Here is a 17,108-nt window from a genome sequence, read left to right as displayed (position 1 = left end):
GGAAAAGCCAGGGAAATGAAATGGGCACGTGCAAAATGCCTTGCAATCGCCAGCCGACCGCAATAAGCACGTCCCCACCGGAGAGGTGGCCGAGTGGTCGAAGGCGCTCCCCTGCTAAGGGAGTATACGTCAAAAGCGTATCGAGGGTTCGAATCCCTTCCTCTCCGCCACTTTCGACATTGGTCTGGCGCACGACATTGAAGCGCTTCTTTCCAATCCGTCAGGCAAGCCCTCACCTTTAGATTTGTGATCCGAGCGTTCTGTTGCGGTTGCGGCGAAATTCCTTCGCGAGAAGGCAGTCCTTTGTCGTGCTCTCTTCAACGGGTAAGACGAGGCACGAACCACGGCGGGCGCACACCTCACGTTTGCGCGCTTTTCGGCCTTCTGCCGAACATGAATACATAATGCGTGCGGACGCACTGAACTGAGCGTTGGTCGGGAGGGGAGATCTGGCGCCTGCTGGTTTTTTCCCTCCGAGGTTTTAAAGGCAGCCTTTCCCGATTTCCCCTCTCGTCATCGGTTCGTCCCCGACCTTTCCGCATGATTCTCGCCATCCGGTGCGGGCAACGGTGATTCCCATGCGGAAAACTGATCCGGTCGATTCCGGGTGGTGCGCCCGGTTCCCGGCGGGTCGTGCCGGCGCTGCGGGACTGGCCGCCGAATCCAGCATTGCGCCATCCACATGCGGTATGGAGGAAGCGGGTCCGCAGCTGCGGCTTCCTGTAAATGCCTGTCACACAAAGCCTTTCTTAAGCATTGGTAAAAATTGAAGGGTCCCGCAACCGTCTTTGTGTCCTTTCGGCAACAGGGTGTGGCGAAGCGGGTGGACAGCCATGCATGGCACGCACTTCACGATTGCGCGATGGCATTCCTCTTGTATGTTCACCCTCAGAAGCGAGGCGGTGGATCGTCTGTCTTCTAAAACCGACGGGGATGGGGCAGGGAATGCTGTCCTTCAGCCAAAGAACCCAGACCCATATGAAACTTGACTGGAGGTCATTATGAACATCAAGAGCCTTCTTCTCGGCTCCGCTGCTGCTCTCGCAGCAGTATCCGGCGCTCAGGCTGCCGACGCCATCGTTGCCGCTGAGCCGGAGCCGATGGAATACGTTCGCGTGTGCGATGCTTTCGGCACGGGCTACTTCTACATCCCGGGCACCGAAACCTGCCTCAAGATCAGCGGTTACGTCCGCTTCCAGGTTGACTTCGACGAGCGCGACTCGGTTGCTAACTGGAACGCCCGTACGCGTGGCCAGGTAACCTTCGATGCGAAGTCCGACACCGAATACGGTCCGCTCGGCGGCACCATCACGGTTCGTGCATGGGGTGATGACTCGTCCAACTCGACCAATGCTAACGACGGCATGATCGAACTCGACGAAGCCTTCCTGACCCTCGGCGGCTTCCGCGCTGGTTACGGCTACAACTACTGGGACGCTGGTATCGTCGGTGAAACCGACAGCCTCGGTTCCAACCGCATCAACCAGATCGGTTACGAAGGCACGTTCGGCAACATCAAGGCCGGCATCTTCCTCGACGAGCTGACCAACGCAACCTTCACCAACAACGACACGCTCGGCATCGAAGCCCAGATCTCTGGCGCATTCGGTCCGGTCAAGGCTGCCCTTCTCGGCGGTTACGACATCGACAAGGAAGAAGGCGCTGTTCGTGGTATCCTGAGCGCTGCTATCGGCCCGGGCAAGCTCGAAGGTGCAGTTGTTTACTCGTCCGGCACCAACGCTTACTACTCGGAATCCGAGTGGGCATACGCCATCGCTTACGAAGCCAAGGTGACCGACAAGTTCAAGATCACCCCCGGCTTCCAGTACTGGGATAACTACGCGTTCAGCAGCACCCGCGACGGCTGGAAGGCCGGTGTGGCTCTCGATTACGCTATCACCAAGGGCTTTGCTGCCAAGGTTTCCGTTCAGTACACCGAAATCGACGGCGTGAACGGCGGCAACGGTTACACCTCTGGTTACTTCCGTCTGCAGCGTTCGTTCTAATCCTTTTAGGATTGACGGAGAAAGCCCGGCTTTGCCGGGCTTTTTTCGTTTCTGCTTTGTGTCTTGATGGCCTCGACGACGGTCGAGCCAATGTAACAACCGAGAAACGCGGTGGCCGGACGCTTGGGGCCGACACGTGAATGCTCGGTGTGCCGTTCTGTGCCACGGGTGGCAAAGACGTCGCTTCCTTAATCCGAGGTTAATGCAAACCATCTGATATGTCTCCCGCCCGCAACACAGTCTCAAATGCTGCAGCTGCGAGGCGGCGAATCCGTCTTTTCGATTTTACCCGCCGGAAACATGGTGATTAACTTACTTGCATTCAGGCCGACGGAGTCGTCGACCTGATGTATTGTTTCTCACTCCCGAGGGAAAATTCATGACTATCAGAGCTCTCATCCTCAGCTCGGCTGCTGCCCTGTCGTTTGGTACAGTTGCACATTCTGCCGACGCCATCGTCGCCGCAGAGCCGGAGCCGATGGAATATGTTCGCGTGTGCGATGCTTTCGGCACGGGTTACTTCTACATTCCGGGCACCGAAACCTGCCTCAAGATCACCGGTTACATCCGTTTCCAGGTCGAATTTGACGAGCGCGATTCGCAGGCAAACTGGAACGCCCGTACGCGTGGTCTGGTCACCTTCGATTCGAAGTCCGACACCGAATACGGCCCGCTCGGCGGCACCATCACGCTTCGTGCATGGGCAAACGACTCCAGCAACACGACCAACGCCAACGACGGCCAGGTCGAAATCGACGAAGCTTTCCTGACGCTCGGTGGCTTCCGCGCTGGTTACGGCTACAACTACTGGGATAACGACATCGCTGGTGAAACCGACAGCCTCGGTTCGAACCGCATCAACCAGATCGGTTACGAAGGTTCGTTCGGCGCATTCAAGGCCGGCATCTTCCTCGACGAGCTGAACAACGCAACCTTCACCAACAACGACACCTACGGCATCGAAGGTCAGGTCTCCGGCGAATTCAGCGCCGTGACCTTCGCCCTGCTCGGCGGCTACGACGTCGACAAGGAAAACGGTGCTGTTCGTCTGATCGCAACCGCGCCGATCGGCCCGGGCACGCTGAGCCTTGCTGGCATCTACTCCAGCGGCGACAACGCCTACTACAACGAAGCTGAGTGGACGGTTGCAGCCTCCTACGAGCTGAAGGTCAACAACAAGTTCAAGGTTACCCCGGGCTTCCAGTACTGGGATACGATCGACATCGTTGGCGGCGACTTCACCGGCGACCGCAACAAGTGGCAGGCTGGCGTGACGCTCGACTACGCGATCACCAAGGGTCTGGCTGCCAAGGTTTCGGCTCAGTACATCGACGAAGACAACGCAGACGAATACTGGAGCGGTTTCTTCCGCCTGCAGCGTTCGTTCTAAGAACGGCTCTCTTCGAGATACCGGAAACCCGCCGAAAGGCGGGTTTCTCTTTTTCGGGCGCTCCTTTTATGCCGGTCAGGTGACGTCTGAGCTGCCGACAAATTCGGAAATCTGGCCGGCAAGGGGAGGGCGATGCAGCAATGGCGCATGGCCCTGGCCGTCTGCGACCACGGCCCTGAGGGTCGGTCGCCGTGCCTGCATCTCACGCACCGTGGCAGTGCTGAGAAGCGTCGAATTCTCGCCCCGGATCACCATCATCGGCACATCCGCAAACTGATCGAACTGCGTCCACAGATCCGGCAGAGGCCCGTCGAGGGGCATGGCTGCGAAGGCTCGGCCGATCGCCGGATCGCAATCGCCGGTGATCCTGCCGTCCCTGTCGGTATAGACGGACTGTGCGAGATCCTGCCAATCCTCGTCCCGAAGGGCAGGGAAGCTTACGCCATGGATCGATTTCAGGTGCCGGACCGCCTCGGTCCAATCTGTCAGATCGGGCGCCTGTGTCAGATAGGACTGGATATCCCGCAGCCCCTCAATCTCGAGCACTGGTCCAATATCGTTGAAGATGACGCCGCCGATCCGTTCTGGCGCAAAACTCGTCAGGATATGCAGGATGAGCCCGCCGCGTGACGTGCCGATAAACGAGGCCTTGCGGATCTGCAGGTGGTCGAGCAGCAGGACGAGGTCCTGCGCCTCCATGCCGACAGTGTAGGTCGCCGGATCTGTCGCCCGCTCCGATGTGCCGCGACCGCGGTAATCGACCGCGATGATCGTGGGAAAGGTCGCACCGGTCGAGGACAGTGTGATCGCCAGACGGTGAAAATCACGGGCATTGCGGGTCAGCCCGGGCAGGCAGACGAGGGGCATGCGATCCGGGCTGCCGGGGTAAACGCGGTATCCAAGCGAAAGCCCGTCTGTGCTCTGGATAAAATGTTGTGTGAAGTCTGCCATGCTGATGCCTCCGCTCTGCCGAGCCCGGCGACGGTGGCCGGGTTGCGAACGCAGCATAACCGGTGTGGAGGCGGGATACAGCCCACCCGGACAGGGAGGGATGGATCAGCGGCGCCCGTAGCGGAGATCGTTTTCGATATCCGCCTGCTGGCCGAGCCGCACCTTGTAGACCTGGTAGTTCTCCATCACCCGCTGCACGTAATTGCGGGTTTCGGGGAAGGGAATACGTTCGATCCAGTCGATCACCTCATCGAGCGATTTGCCGCGCGGATCGCCATAACGGTTGATCCAGTCGGGAACACGGCGCGGGCCGGCATTGTAGGCGATGAAGGTGAGAATATAGGAGCCGCCAAAGGCATCGATCTGTTCGCCGAGATAATGGGCGCCGAGCGTTGCGTTGTAACCGGCGTCACTGGTCAGTCGAGCCGGAACATAGGGAAGCCCATGCCGTCCAGCCACGCCCTTGGCGGTTCCCGGCAGGATCTGCAGCAGCCCGCGGGCATCGGCCGGCGAGATGGCCGACGGATTAAACGCGCTTTCCTGCCGCGCGATCGCATAGGCGAGGGCCTTGCCGGACCCGGCGATATTGGCATTGGCCGGAATGACGCCGACGGGGAAGGCAAGTGCGGCAACATCGATGCCGCGGTTGAATGCGGTCTTGCCGATGGCGAGCGACAGCGCGTGGTTGCGGTTTCGTTCGGCGCGTGCGGCAAGGATCGCCAGCTCGCCGGGGCTTGTCAGTTCGTCCGCCAGGGCACGATAAAGCGCATCCGCCCGCTGGCCATGGCCAACGGCCTCAAGCCTGTCGATGGCGCGCACCGATTCGCGCGCCTCGAAGCTGCGCCTGTCGGAGGGGGATGGTGACGGATAGGAGACGTCCAGCCGCTTCGACTGGAGTTTTGCCGCCGCCAACTGGCCGTAGAAGGTCGCCGAAAAACGTGCGGCCCGCTGGTAGAAATCCTGCGCCTTGCCGGGGCCGCCGGCCTCTGCTGCGCGGCCCAGCCAATAGAGCGCCCGCGAGGCGGATAGCGGTCGGGTCGAGGCCTGCAGGATCTTTTCGAAATGGTGCGAGGCGGTCCGCGGATCTCCCAGAGCACGCAAGGCATACCAGCCGGCATGGAATTCGGCGTCGACGATATCGGTGGTGTTGCGGGCGGAATGGCCGGCGACAATCGTATAGGCGGCGCGGAAATCGCCCTGGTCGGCAAGCCCGCGGGCAATGATGCGGCGCTCGTTCCACCATTCCGTCGTATTGATCTTTTCGGCGGCGTCGCGCGGCGACTGGGCCAGCAGTCTTGCCGCTTCTTCATACCGGTCCTGCTGGCGCAGAAACTCGATGCGCGCAAACAGATAGGCCGGGTCGTTCGCCCACTGGCGGTCGACCGCCTTCAACAGGGTTTCGGCGTTCTTTGCCTTGCCGGCAACGGCCGCCCAGGCATTGTAGATCGATTGGGCCTTGCCGAGATCGGCGAACCGTTTGGCCTGGCCTGTGCGGCCGCGATACATCAGATAGTCCATCCGCGCCTTGTGGTCGGCGGGCTGCAGCAGGCCGCCGAACTCGGCCAGGATGCGATCTTCGATATCCTTGTCCAGCGCGTAACCGATCCAGAACGGCCGAAGGGCTGCGGCAGCACGCGCCGTTTCTCCCGATGCGGTGAGCGCCCGGGCCAGGATCATGGCGCCCTGCACCGTTTCCGGTTGCGTGCGCCCGAAGGCGGCCAGCACCTGCGCCGGCGGCGGGTTTTCCTGGAACAGGGACCGCTCGGAGCTGGCGCGCAGGCGCGAAAGGCCCGGCCAGCCCTTCAGTTCGTTCTGGGCGGCGGCGATTTCGTGGGAGGGCACATCGCGCAGGCCGGAAGTGACGATCGCCCAGGTGAGGAGATGCCGGTCAAGACTGCCGTCCGGCAGACTGTTGCGCACGGCAAGCGCCGTGGCCACGTCCTTTGCCGACAGGGCGTCGAGCGCCGTCTTCAGTTGGGCAAGGGATGCGTCCGGCGCACTGGGCCGCGGAATGGCGCCGGTGATCTCCGGTGTCGGAAATGCCGTCTCCACCGGATTGTCCGGCCGCGCAAAGGGCAGTGGCACCGGCCCCTCCGGAAGCGGAGACGCCAATGCCCCTGGAAACCCGCTCGCCAAGGCCAGAAGGACAGTCAGGACAGGTCGTTTCATCCGCTCACTCATGGTGGAAATTACATCATGTCCATTAGCTGCCGGGGTGCTTAATGCTTCCTTACCAGTTTGCCTGCTACTCCCCGTTTTTGCCATCACGATCTGTTGCAAAACCGTCAGATGCACGCTTGTCGGGGCTGAAACGCCGCTCTATGGTGCGCGCCTCATACTGCAATATTGAGGCCGAAGCGTGAAGTCGGCCGTTCGGGAGTGTTCGCATGTTCAAGGGTTCCATGCCCGCGCTGGTTACACCGTTTACGGATGCGGGTGCGGTCGATGAGGCGGCGTTTGCCGCTCATGTGGAGTGGCAGATCGCAGAGGGTTCCACCGGTCTCGTTCCGGTCGGCACCACCGGGGAATCGCCGACACTGTCCCATGCGGAACACAAACGGGTCATCGAACTGTGCATCGAAGTGGCGGCCAAGCGTGTGCCGGTCATTGCCGGTGCCGGCTCCAACAACACGCGGGAAGCCATCGAGCTCGCCCAGCATGCCGAACAGGCGGGAGCCGATGGCATTCTCGTCGTGACCCCCTATTACAACAAGCCGACGCAGAAGGGCCTGATTGCCCATTTCAGCGCGATTGCCGAGGCCGTCAGCCTGCCGATCATCATCTACAACATCCCGCCGCGCTCGGTCATCGATATGCTGCCGGAAACGATGGGCGCGCTCGTCAAGGCGCACAAGAACATCGTCGGCGTGAAGGATGCCACCGGCAAGCTGGAACGCGTTTCCGAACAGCGTATCGCTTGCGGCAAGGACTTCGTCCAGTTGTCCGGTGAAGATGGCACCGCGCTTGGCTTCAACGCCCATGGCGGCGTCGGCTGCATTTCGGTCACCGCCAATGTCGCGCCGCGTCTTTGCGCCGAATTCCAGCAGGCGACGCTTGCCGGTGATTACGCCAAGGCGCTCGACTATCAGGATCGGCTGATGCCGCTGCACAAGGCGATCTTCATGGAGCCCGGCGTCTGCGGCGCGAAATACGGCCTGTCGCGCGTGCGCGGCACCAGCCGTTTTGCCCGTTCGCCGCTTCTCTCCACGCTCGAGCCGGCCACCGAAGCCGCCATCGATGCGGCGCTGCGCCACGCCGGTCTCCTCAACTGAGAACCCGCCAACCGGACTGCCGGCGCGTCGCGTGAGTCGGTCCGGCTTTCCTTCCGGGCCGCGACACACTACATTGTGTCCTTGAAGGCTGCATGACCTGCGGTCAGAAGATCAACAAGAACCCTTCAAGGGCGGAGAGAACCACTCGTCATGGCACCCAAAGGCAGCCAGCGCATCGTCAACAAGGTTGTTGCGGAAAACCGCAAGGCGCGCTTCAACTACGAGATCATCGATACCTATGAGGCCGGCCTCGTCCTGACGGGGACGGAGGTGAAGTCGTTGCGCGACGGCAAGGCGAATATCGCTGAATCCTATGCCTCCGACGAAGGTGACGAGATCTGGCTGATCAATTCGCATCTGCCGGAATATCTGCAGGCCAACCGCTTCAATCACGAGCCGCGCCGCCGTCGCAAGCTTCTGCTCAACAAGCGGGAGATCAACCGCCTGCGCGCCGGTATCAACCGTGAGGGCATGACGCTCGTGCCGTTGAAGATCTACTTCAACGAAAAGGGCAGGGCGAAACTCGAACTGGCGCTCGCCAAGGGCAAGAAGCTGCACGACAAGCGCGAGACCGAGAAGGAACGCGACTGGAACCGGCAGAAGAGCCGCCTGCTGAAAACCGGCTGACCGGTCGTCAGGACAGGACGCCGTGACCGCGGCGCCTTTGCCCCGCGGTCATCTCTCGGCGGTCAACGGCCGCCGATATTCCTCGACAAAAGCAGAGCCTTCGCATGGGCTTCGCGCAGCAGCGCATCCTGACGGCTGGCCCTGTCGATGCCCCGGGTGGGAGCGCCGCCTGCGTCCAATCCAATGTCGCGCAACTGCTGCTCGCTGAGATCGGCCGTCAGATTCCTCCTTCGGGTGAACAGGCGATACGTGATCGATGCGAGGCGTCGCAGCAGGGTCTCCGGGCGCGCATGCGACGGTGCCGCAAGGCTGGCGGAAACGGGGTCGGAAGCTCGGTCGATCGTGCGCATGATCCTGTCCTTTCGAAGAGGCACGAAGAAGGGTTGCTCCGCAGCCGGTCTGGCGCGAAGGAACGGTGAGGGCTGGAGGTTGGATTCGGGGTGAAGCGCAGTCTTTGGCTGCGGGCGGCAAACTGTCGCAGACGCGTTCATTCGTCCAGTGAATGTTTCGAATGATTTCGATCAGACGAATTGATGAAACGAGGCTGGGGACGCGAAACGCGCCTCGTGGCGGAGCAGCCATTGTTTGCGCCACAGACCGCCGCCATATCCCGTCAGGTTTCCGTCCGCGCCGATGACGCGGTGGCAGGGAATGAGGATGGCGATCTGGTTGGCGCCGTTCGCCCGGGCAACTGCGCGCGTGGCGGACGGGCGCTCGATATGTCTGGCGATGTCGGAATAACTGCGTGTCGTGCCGGGGGCGATCGCACGCAGGGCATCCCAGACCGTCCGCTCGAACGGCGTGCCGTGCCCGCCGATCCGCACCGAAAACGCGCTGGATTGACCGGAAAAATAACGGTCGAGTTCGGCTTCCACCTGTCCGGTGATCTCCGTTCGTCCGAAGATGATCGCAGAACCTGACCGTTCCTGCAGCCGGCGAAGTTCGGCCGGAAGCGCCGGCCTGTCGGCAAATTCCAGGAGATGCAGCGCGTGGTCGCAGGTCACCGACAGCATCGAACCGATCGGCGTCTCGATCCAGCAGGCTTTCAGGATACCGGCGCGCGCCTTCAGCTTTTGCGGCGCTTCTCCCAGGAGCTGGTTGATGGCGCTACGAAAGCCGCTGCCAGACTCGAAGCCGGCATCCAGCTGGGCCTCTATCACCGAGGCACCCTCGAGAAGCGTCGTTGCGGCTTCGCTGAGGCGGCGCCGGCGCGCAAGCTCGAGGAAACTCATGCCGAACCGTTTTTTGAACAGCCGGCGGATGGTCGAGGGGTCGTGCCCCATCTCGATCAGGTCGTGTTCGCTCCAGCGCCGGTCCGGCTGGGTGTCCAGTGCCTGCAGCAGAACACCGACTGCGGGCTCCGTGTCGCCGTAACGCAACATCGGCGTGCAGCGCTTGCAGGGGCGGAAACCCGCCTCCATGCAGTCGGCAATCGTGCTTTCGAAGCGGCAGTTCTCCCGGCGTGGTTTGCGCGCCGGGCAGGTGAAGCGGCAGAAGATGCGTGTCGAGGTGACACAGACATAGGCAAAACCTTCATAAGCCGCGTCGCGGCTGAGAAGAGCCTGATAAAGGGTGTCGTCGTCAGGGCGTGTGATCAGCATGGAACAACCATAACAGCCACGCATCCGCATTGGCGCCGAAAATCGGGCACGTATTTTGACGGCAGTCGGGTAATGGCTGTCCGGCGAAATCGAAACGTCGAACAGCCTCCGGCCTCAGTCTTCGTTCGATTCCGTCACGGGTTCGGCAACCCGTTGCACGCGCTCGGACGGATCGCGACCGATTTCTGCCTTCAGCGACACGAGATCGATGAAATGGTCTGCCTGGCGGCGAAGATCGTCGGCGATCATCGGCGGTTGGGTTGCCATGGTGGAGACGACCGATACCTTGCGGCCCTTGCGCTGCAGCGCCTCGACGAGTGTCGTGAAATCCCCATCGCCCGAAAAAAGAACCAGGTGATCGACGGTTGCCGACTGCTCCATGGCATCGATCGCAAGCTCGATGTCCATATTGCCTTTCACTTTGCGCCGCCCCATGGAATCAGTGAATTCCTTGGCGGGTTTGGTGATGACTTTGTAGCCGTTGTAGTCCAGCCAGTCGATCAGGGGCCGGATTGAAGAGTATTCCTGGTCTTCAATAAGCGCCGTGTAATAGTATGCTCTCAGCAGATAACCACGCTTCTGGAAGGCTTTCAGCAGCTTGCGGTAGTCAATGTCAAAGCCTAGGCTTTTAGACGCTGCGTACAGATTTGCACCATCGATGAAAAGTGCTATTTTTTCCCTGGGGTCGAACATAGATCCTGCTTCCTCCTTAAAATATATTTATATCGCGTTTCAATACTGAAACCCAAAAAACTTCACCTTTCCGGGCAAGAATACGCGGATATATTATGTTGTTTTCATAAGACTTACTTTTACGATACGATTCGCAATTATCCAAGTAATTTCTAATTGAATATGGGGCGGTGGCTCACGCAGGGATGCCGCCGGGCGATTGCCTGGAGGAAAAACTTGAATTCCGTTGCCATTCCCTGTATCGGCATGCCAATCCCTGAAATACCGCATCGCAAAGGACAGGCAATGGCCCGTGTCACAGTAGAAGATTGCATCGACAAAGTCGATAACCGTTTCGAGCTGGTACTGCTTGCCAGCCACCGTGCCCGCCAGATCTCGCAGGGCGCATCGATCACCGTGGATCGCGACAACGACAAGAACCCGGTCGTTGCCCTGCGCGAAATCGCCGACGAAACGCTGTCGCCGGACGACCTGAAGGAAGATCTGATCCACTCGCTGCAGAAGCATGTGGAAGTGGATGAGCCCGAGCCCGATCCGTCCAGCCTGATTGCTGCCAATGCCGGCGCCGCAGCCTCTGCCGACAAGGGTCTCGATGAGGACGACCTGCCGGAAACCCTTACTTTCGACCAGATGTCGGAAGAAGAACTGCTGGCAGGCATCGAAGGTCTCGTCCCGCCGGAGAAGAGCGACGACTACTGACGATTACCAATCGTCAACTGTCTCGCCTTAAAGGCTTTGTCTACTGGATGTCGGTAGCGTCAATCTCCGGATTGGCGCTCCTTTTCGTTTCTGGATGTTTGAAGGATCTTCACAAGCATGATGAGGCAGTACGAGCTCGTCGAGCGGGTTCAAAAATACAAACCCGACGCCAACGAAGCTCTCCTCAACAAGGCTTATGTCTATGCCATGCAGAAACATGGCAAGCAGAAGCGCGCCAGTGGCGATCCCTATATTTCGCATCCGCTGGAAGTCGCCGCCATCCTGACCGACATGCATCTGGACGAGTCGACGATTGCGGTCGCTTTGCTGCATGATACGATCGAGGACACGACGGCCACGCGTGCCGAGATCGACGAACTGTTCGGCGAGGACATCGGCCGCCTGGTCGAGGGACTGACCAAGCTCAAGCGGCTGGATCTGGTCTCGAAAAAGGCCAAGCAGGCGGAAAACCTGCGCAAGCTGCTGCTTGCCATTTCCGACGATGTCCGTGTCCTGCTCGTCAAGCTCGCCGACCGCCTGCACAACATGCGCACGCTCGAGCACATGTCGCAGGAAAAACGCGCCCGCATTTCCGAAGAGACGATGGACATCTATGCGCCGCTTGCCGGCCGCATGGGTATGCAGGACATGCGCGAGGAGCTGGAGGACCTGTCCTTCCGCTACATGAACCCGGAAGCCTATGAGACCGTCACCAACCGGCTTGCCGAACTGTCTGCCCGCAACGAGAACCTGATCACCAAGATCGAGGACGAGTTGCGTGATCTTCTTGTTGCCAACGGGCTGCTGAACGCCGCGGTGAAGGGGCGCCAGAAAAAACCCTATTCCGTCTTCCGCAAGATGCAGTCGAAGTCTTTGTCCTTCGAGCAGCTGTCGGATGTCTATGGCTTCCGTATCATCGTGGACGATATCCCGGCCTGTTACCGGGCGCTCGGTATCGTCCACACGCGCTGGCGTGTCGTGCCCGGCCGCTTCAAGGACTATATCTCGACGCCGAAGCAGAACGACTACCGGTCGATCCACACGACGATCGTCGGTCCGTCCCGCCAGCGTATCGAACTGCAGATCCGCACAAGGCGTATGCACGAGATCGCCGAATACGGTATTGCCGCGCACAGCCTCTATAAGGACGGCGAGAACGGCGAGGGCAGCGAACTGCTGTCCAAGGAAAGCAATGCCTATTCCTGGCTGCGCCATACCATCGAAGCCCTGGCTGAAGGCGACAGCCCGGAAGAATTCCTCGAGCACACGAAGCTCGAACTGTTCCAGGACCAGGTGTTCTGCTTCACGCCGAAGGGCAAGCTGATCGCGCTGCCGCGCGGGGCGACCCCGATCGATTTCGCCTATGCGGTGCACACCAATATCGGCGACACGACGGTCGGCGCCAAAATCAACGGCCGCATCATGCCGCTCGTAACGCGTCTCAACAATGGCGACGAAGTCGAGATCATCCGTTCCGGCGTGCAGGTGCCGCCGGCGGCCTGGGAAGAGATCGTTGTCACCGGCAAGGCGCGCGCCGCCATCCGCCGCGCCACGCGCATGGCGATCCGCAAGCAGTATGCCGGCCTCGGCCACCGCATTCTGGAGCGTACCTTCGAGCGCGCCGGCAAGACGTTTTCCCGCGATATCCTGAAGCCCGCGCTGTTCCGTCTCGGTCAGAAGGATGTCGAGGATGCGATCGCCTCCGTCGGCCGCGGCGAAATGTCGTCGCTCGATGTTCTGAAGGCTGTTTTCCCGGACTACAAGGACGAGCGCACCACCATCAAGCCGGCGGCCGACCAGGGCTGGTTCAACATGCAGAGCGCCACCGGCATGATCTTCCGTCTGCCGGGACAGGAGCGCACCGCCAAGGAAGCGACCGAAGCCGCAAAAACCTCGGAGGGCATGGACCCGCTGCCGATCCGCGGGCTTGCCGGCAATGTCGAGGTGCGTTTTTCACCCGCCGGCGCCGTGCCGGGTGACCGCATCGTCGGCATCATGGAGGAGGGGCATGGGATCACCATCTACCCGATCCAGGCTTCCGCGCTGCAGAAGTTCGATGACCAGCCCGAGCGCTGGATCGATGTGCGTTGGGATCTCGACGAGGCGAACAAGTCGCGATTCGGGGCGAGGATCACCATCAATGCGCTGAACGAGCCGGGTACGCTCGCGACCGTTGCGCAGGTGATCGCCCGCCTCGACATCAACATCCGCATGATGACGATGGGACGTGTCGCGACGGATTTCTCGGAGCTCTCCTTCGAGCTTGAGGTCTGGGATCTGCGCCAGCTGAACCAGCTTCTGTCGCAGCTGAAGGATCTCGACTGCGTCTCGACGGTGAAGCGCGTCTACGACTGATCTGCTTCCAGATTAAGCATCCGTCAAATTGTTGTGGTGAAGCCATGCGTCATGCGCATGGCTGCCGCAGCAAGCGGGCGTTGGTGGTTTTCGGCAACCCTCCCTATATTGTGCACAGCAACATAAGGAAGAAGATCATGTTCAAGCCACTCAAGAAAATCGCCCGCGCCCTTCGCGCTCCGACCGTTCAGGAACGTGAAATGGCCTATCTCAATGACTCGAGCGACGCCATCGAACTGGAATACCGTATGCGCCAGATCGATCGCGGCATGTTCCGCAAGAGCTTCTGATCGGCCGACGCACCTCAGCATTCATTGACTGACATACCCTCTGTCGCACTCTGTGCGGCATGTCCGGGGGAGGCGGAGCCGCCATGCTTGTGATGCATGGCAGCCATGAACACCTCTCGCTGAAGACGATCGACAGCGCCCGAGACACAGAAACTTCGATCCGATCCGTTGAACTCGCCTGCCTGCTACGATATCGCCACGTTTGTCGGCATCTGGAATTCGGGGCATCAAGACCCGATCTAGGCATGATCCGCGTTGACCGTCGACAAGAACGGTCCGGTCTGACAAGGATTGGCAAGGGCAGGCGAAAGGATCCGCATGATCATCGGCATGGGCAGCGACCTGATCGACATTCGACGGGTTGAGAAATCCATCGAGCGTTTCGGCGAGCGCTTCACACATCGCTGTTTCACCGACATCGAGAGACGCAAGTCCGACGGGCGCAAGATGCGCGCCGCCTCCTATGCCAAGCGTTTTGCCGCCAAGGAGGCTTGCTCGAAGGCGCTCGGCACGGGGCTCGCCCAGGGCGTGTTCTGGAAGGACATGGGCGTCGTGAACCTGCCGAGCGGCAAACCGACGATGGCACTCACCAATGGCGCCGCCGAGCGTCTTTCGGCGCTTTTGCCGGCCGGTCATGAAGCCGTCATCCACCTCACCATCACCGACGAATTTCCCTATGCCCAGGCCTTCGTGGTCATCGAGGCGCGCCCTCTTGCCGCGCCGGTGACGGCGCCTGCCTGACGGATGCCATTGCCCCCTTGTGACGAAGGGGTTAGAGAAGCGAAAAACCGCTGGAAACGAAAGACGTGCACGTGTCTCAAAAAGCCGAACCGAAGCAGAATGCCCTCTGGGAGAACATCAAGGTCATCATCCAGGCGCTTCTGCTTGCCATGATCATCCGGACGGTCCTGTTTCAGCCCTTCACCATTCCATCGGGCTCGATGATGCCGACGCTCCTGGTCGGGGACTACATCTTCGTTAACAAGTTCGCCTACGGTTATTCCCGCTATTCGCTGCCTTTTTCGCCGAACCTGTTTTCGGGCCGCGTGCTGGAATTTGCCGAGCCGAAGCGCGGTGACGTGATCGTTTTCCGCCTGCCGACGGATCCGGACGTGGACTACATCAAGCGCCTGATCGGCCTGCCGGGCGACCGTGTGCAGATGATCGACGGCATCCTGCATGTGAACGGCCAGCCGGTGCCGAAGCAGCCGGACGGCACCTTCACCTCCGATTATCGCCTCGATCCGGGTTCGGACGTACCGGTCTTCCGCGAGACGCTCGACAACGGCAAGAGCTTCGACACGCTGGACCAGATCCCCAACTCGCGCGGTGACAACACCCGTGAATTCGTGGTGCCGGAAGGCCATTATTTCTTCATGGGCGACAATCGCGACAATTCGCTCGATAGCCGCTTCGATGTCGGTTATGTTCCTGCGGAGAACCTGGTGGGCCGCGCCAGTGTCATCTTCTTCTCGCTCGGCAACGACACGTCCTTCCGCGAGATCTGGAAGTGGCCGACCAATATGCGCTGGGACCGTCTGTTCAAGGTGGTTGACTGATGAAGACGCCGCAGTTGTCTGCCGATCAGCGCGCGACCCTTGAAAAGGTCATCGGGCACGCGTTCTCAGACAAGCAGTGGCTGGACCGCGCGCTGACGCATGCGAGCACCGGCACGGCCAAGAGCGGCAATTACGAGCGCCTGGAGTTTCTGGGCGATCGGGTTCTTGGTCTGTGTGTGGCCGAACTGCTGTTCAGCACCTTCCACGCCGCGACCGAAGGCGAGCTTTCGGTGCGGCTCAACCAGTTGGTGAGCGCGGAAAGCTGCGCCGGTGTTGCCGACGAACTTGGTCTGCACCAGTTCATCCGCACCGGCTCCGACGTGAAGAAGCTGACCGGCAAGCGCATGATGAATGTCCGCGCCGATGTGGTGGAAAGCCTGATCGCCGCACTGTACCTTGATGGCGGCCTGGAGACGGCGCGCGCCTTCATCCTGCGCCACTGGCAGAAACGGGCGACCGCGGAAAAGGCGGCCCGGCGCGATGCCAAGACGGAACTGCAGGAATGGTCGCATGCAAGGTTCGGCCTGACCCCCGTCTATCGGGTCGACGATCGCTCCGGGCCCGACCATGACCCAAGCTTCACCGTGACGGTGGAAGTGACCGGCGTTGCCCCGGAAACCGGTGTCGAACGCTCCAAGCGGGCGGCCGAACAGGTGGCGGCAACCAAGATGCTCGAACGTGAAGGCGTGTGGCAGAAGCCCGCCGACCAGAACTGAAGGATGCAATGACCGAAGAAAACACCATGGCTGGCCCAGAAGAGGCGGCTTCCCCCACCAGATCCGGTTTCGTGGCGCTGATCGGTGCGACCAATGCCGGCAAGTCGACGCTGGTGAACCGTCTCGTTGGCGCCAAGGTGTCGATCGTCAGCCACAAGGTGCAGACGACGCGCGCCATCGTGCGCGGCATCGCGATCCATGAGCAGACCCAGATCGTTTTCATGGATACGCCCGGCATCTTCAAGCCGCGCCGCAGGCTCGACCGCGCCATGGTGACGTCTGCGTGGGGCGGCGCCAAGGATGCCGATGTGATCATGCTTTTGATCGACAGCGAGCGCGGCCTGCGTGGTGATGCGGAGACCATTCTGGAGGGGCTCAAGGAGGTCCACCAGCCGAAGATCCTCGTCCTCAACAAGATCGACCAGGTGAAGCGCGAGGATCTGCTGAAGCTTGCCGCCGCCGCCAACGAGGTGGTCAAGTTCGAAGACACGTTCATGATCTCGGCCACCAACGGTTCCGGCTGCGACGATCTTCTGAGCCATCTTGCCAAGCGCCTGCCGGAGGGTCCCTGGTATTATCCGGAGGACCAGATCTCCGACCTGCCGATGCGTCAGCTGGCCGCCGAGATCACCCGCGAAAAGCTTTTCCTGCGCCTGCACCAGGAGCTTCCCTATTCCTCGCATGTCGAGACGGAGAAGTGGGAAGAGCGCAAGGACGGCTCGGTCAGGATCGAGCAGGTCATCTATGTCGAGCGCGACAGCCAGAAGAAGATCGCGCTGGGCAAGGGCGGCGAGGCGATCAAGGCGATTTCGACCGCCTCGCGCAAGGAACTGTCGGAAATCCTCGAACAGCCCGTGCACCTCTTCCTCTTCGTCAAGGTGCGCGAGAACTGGGGCGATGACCCGGAACGTTTCCGCGAGATGGGCCTGGAATTCCCGAAGGGCTGAGG

The 17,108-nt window shown here is 60.7% G+C and carries 16 protein-coding genes and 1 tRNA gene; 12 read left to right on the top strand and 5 right to left on the bottom strand.

Annotation, left to right across the window (positions count from 1 at the left end):
- Positions 1 to 79: 79 nt before the first annotated feature.
- From OU993_RS01230 to OU993_RS01220, 3 genes are all read left to right on the top strand, one after another.
- A tRNA-Ser gene (locus OU993_RS01230) sits at positions 80 to 170 on the top strand.
- Positions 171 to 1,001: 831 nt separating this feature from the next.
- Positions 1,002 to 2,006, top strand: a complete 1,005-nt coding sequence (locus tag OU993_RS01225) for a porin (protein ID WP_268154237.1) — start codon at positions 1,002 to 1,004, stop codon at positions 2,004 to 2,006.
- A gap of 379 nt (positions 2,007 to 2,385) precedes the next feature.
- Positions 2,386 to 3,396 (top strand): porin, encoded by a 1,011-nt coding sequence (locus OU993_RS01220; RefSeq protein WP_268154235.1) that lies wholly within the window; start codon positions 2,386 to 2,388, stop codon positions 3,394 to 3,396.
- Between the two features lie 75 nt (positions 3,397 to 3,471).
- Here the strand turns inward: OU993_RS01220 and OU993_RS01215 are convergent, their stop codons facing one another.
- Together OU993_RS01215 and OU993_RS01210 are read right to left on the bottom strand one after the other, a co-directional pair.
- Complete coding sequence (locus tag OU993_RS01215; RefSeq protein ID WP_268154231.1) at positions 3,472 to 4,347, bottom strand: alpha/beta fold hydrolase; 876 nt, start codon at positions 4,345 to 4,347, stop codon at positions 3,472 to 3,474.
- Between the two features lie 105 nt (positions 4,348 to 4,452).
- Positions 4,453 to 6,516: a lytic transglycosylase domain-containing protein gene (locus OU993_RS01210; RefSeq protein WP_268154229.1), complete on the bottom strand. Its 2,064-nt coding sequence runs from the start codon at positions 6,514 to 6,516 to the stop codon at positions 4,453 to 4,455.
- A gap of 218 nt (positions 6,517 to 6,734) precedes the next feature.
- Between OU993_RS01210 and dapA the strand changes: the two genes are divergently transcribed.
- Positions 6,735 to 7,619, top strand: coding sequence for a 4-hydroxy-tetrahydrodipicolinate synthase (gene dapA / locus OU993_RS01205; RefSeq protein ID WP_268154227.1), 885 nt, complete (start codon positions 6,735 to 6,737; stop codon positions 7,617 to 7,619).
- Positions 7,620 to 7,769: 150 nt separating this feature from the next.
- Positions 7,770 to 8,246: an SsrA-binding protein SmpB gene (gene smpB, locus OU993_RS01200; protein WP_268154225.1), complete on the top strand. Its 477-nt coding sequence runs from the start codon at positions 7,770 to 7,772 to the stop codon at positions 8,244 to 8,246.
- Positions 8,247 to 8,308: 62 nt separating this feature from the next.
- Here smpB and OU993_RS01195 read toward each other — a convergent pair whose 3' ends face one another.
- From OU993_RS01195 to OU993_RS01185, 3 genes are all read right to left on the bottom strand, one after another.
- Positions 8,309 to 8,596, bottom strand: coding sequence for a hypothetical protein (locus OU993_RS01195; RefSeq protein ID WP_268154222.1), 288 nt, complete (start codon positions 8,594 to 8,596; stop codon positions 8,309 to 8,311).
- A 171-nt stretch (positions 8,597 to 8,767) separates the two neighbouring features.
- Positions 8,768 to 9,847 carry a bifunctional transcriptional activator/DNA repair enzyme AdaA gene (locus OU993_RS01190; RefSeq protein ID WP_268154220.1) on the bottom strand — a complete coding sequence of 360 codons (1,080 nt, stop codon included), beginning with the start codon at positions 9,845 to 9,847 and terminating at the stop codon, positions 8,768 to 8,770.
- A gap of 114 nt (positions 9,848 to 9,961) precedes the next feature.
- The gene (locus tag OU993_RS01185; RefSeq protein WP_268154218.1) at positions 9,962 to 10,540 is read right to left on the bottom strand and encodes a LabA-like NYN domain-containing protein; all 579 of its coding nucleotides are present in this window, start codon (positions 10,538 to 10,540) and stop codon (positions 9,962 to 9,964) included.
- Between the two features lie 285 nt (positions 10,541 to 10,825).
- Between OU993_RS01185 and rpoZ the strand changes: the two genes are divergently transcribed.
- From rpoZ to era, 7 genes are all read left to right on the top strand, one after another.
- Positions 10,826 to 11,239 carry a DNA-directed RNA polymerase subunit omega gene (gene rpoZ, locus OU993_RS01180; RefSeq protein WP_268154216.1) on the top strand — a complete coding sequence of 138 codons (414 nt, stop codon included), beginning with the start codon at positions 10,826 to 10,828 and terminating at the stop codon, positions 11,237 to 11,239.
- Positions 11,240 to 11,356: 117 nt separating this feature from the next.
- Positions 11,357 to 13,594, top strand: a complete 2,238-nt coding sequence (locus OU993_RS01175; RefSeq protein WP_268154214.1) for a RelA/SpoT family protein — start codon at positions 11,357 to 11,359, stop codon at positions 13,592 to 13,594.
- A gap of 137 nt (positions 13,595 to 13,731) precedes the next feature.
- Entirely contained in the window at positions 13,732 to 13,884 is a 153-nt protein-coding gene (locus OU993_RS01170) for a DUF3563 family protein (protein ID WP_268154212.1), read from the top strand.
- A gap of 318 nt (positions 13,885 to 14,202) precedes the next feature.
- The gene (acpS, locus tag OU993_RS01165; protein WP_268154210.1) at positions 14,203 to 14,625 is read left to right on the top strand and encodes a holo-ACP synthase; all 423 of its coding nucleotides are present in this window, start codon (positions 14,203 to 14,205) and stop codon (positions 14,623 to 14,625) included.
- 71 nt (positions 14,626 to 14,696) lie between these two features.
- On the top strand, positions 14,697 to 15,443 hold the full coding sequence (gene lepB, locus OU993_RS01160; protein WP_268154208.1) for a signal peptidase I: 747 nt from the start codon (positions 14,697 to 14,699) through the stop codon (positions 15,441 to 15,443).
- Positions 15,440 to 16,159: a ribonuclease III gene (gene rnc, locus OU993_RS01155; RefSeq protein WP_268157445.1), complete on the top strand. Its 720-nt coding sequence runs from the start codon at positions 15,440 to 15,442 to the stop codon at positions 16,157 to 16,159. Before lepB ends, rnc begins: the two co-directional genes overlap by 4 nt.
- Positions 16,160 to 16,167: 8 nt before the next feature.
- A complete protein-coding gene (gene era / locus OU993_RS01150; protein WP_268154206.1) occupies positions 16,168 to 17,106 on the top strand; it encodes a GTPase Era in 939 nt (312 codons plus the stop codon).
- The last annotated feature ends 2 nt before the right edge of the window (positions 17,107 to 17,108 follow it).

The organism is Rhizobium sp. SL86 (assembly GCF_026672545.1).
Taxonomy (GTDB): Bacteria; Pseudomonadota; Alphaproteobacteria; order Rhizobiales; family Rhizobiaceae; genus Neorhizobium.
Note: the sequence above shows the minus strand (reverse complement) of the source record. Positions and strands in the feature narration are given on the sequence as shown.

Excerpts from the sequence above, each read along its gene's own strand:
- OU993_RS01220 (WP_268154235.1), top strand. The coding sequence starts at position 2,386 with ATGACTATCAGAGCTCTCATCCTCAGCTCGGCTGCTGCCCTGTCGTTT.
- OU993_RS01175 (WP_268154214.1), top strand. The coding sequence starts at position 11,357 with ATGATGAGGCAGTACGAGCTCGTCGAGCGGGTTCAAAAATACAAACCC.
- OU993_RS01190 (WP_268154220.1), bottom strand. The coding sequence starts at position 9,847 with ATGCTGATCACACGCCCTGACGACGACACCCTTTATCAGGCTCTTCTC.
- acpS (WP_268154210.1), top strand. The coding sequence starts at position 14,203 with ATGATCATCGGCATGGGCAGCGACCTGATCGACATTCGACGGGTTGAG.
- OU993_RS01195 (WP_268154222.1), bottom strand. The coding sequence starts at position 8,596 with ATGCGCACGATCGACCGAGCTTCCGACCCCGTTTCCGCCAGCCTTGCG.
- rpoZ (WP_268154216.1), top strand. The coding sequence starts at position 10,826 with ATGGCCCGTGTCACAGTAGAAGATTGCATCGACAAAGTCGATAACCGT.
- OU993_RS01210 (WP_268154229.1), bottom strand. The coding sequence starts at position 6,516 with ATGAAACGACCTGTCCTGACTGTCCTTCTGGCCTTGGCGAGCGGGTTT.
- smpB (WP_268154225.1), top strand. The coding sequence starts at position 7,770 with ATGGCACCCAAAGGCAGCCAGCGCATCGTCAACAAGGTTGTTGCGGAA.
- era (WP_268154206.1), top strand. The coding sequence starts at position 16,168 with ATGACCGAAGAAAACACCATGGCTGGCCCAGAAGAGGCGGCTTCCCCC.
- OU993_RS01215 (WP_268154231.1), bottom strand. The coding sequence starts at position 4,347 with ATGGCAGACTTCACACAACATTTTATCCAGAGCACAGACGGGCTTTCG.
- OU993_RS01225 (WP_268154237.1), top strand. The coding sequence starts at position 1,002 with ATGAACATCAAGAGCCTTCTTCTCGGCTCCGCTGCTGCTCTCGCAGCA.
- OU993_RS01170 (WP_268154212.1), top strand. The coding sequence starts at position 13,732 with ATGTTCAAGCCACTCAAGAAAATCGCCCGCGCCCTTCGCGCTCCGACC.
- OU993_RS01185 (WP_268154218.1), bottom strand. The coding sequence starts at position 10,540 with ATGTTCGACCCCAGGGAAAAAATAGCACTTTTCATCGATGGTGCAAAT.
- dapA (WP_268154227.1), top strand. The coding sequence starts at position 6,735 with ATGTTCAAGGGTTCCATGCCCGCGCTGGTTACACCGTTTACGGATGCG.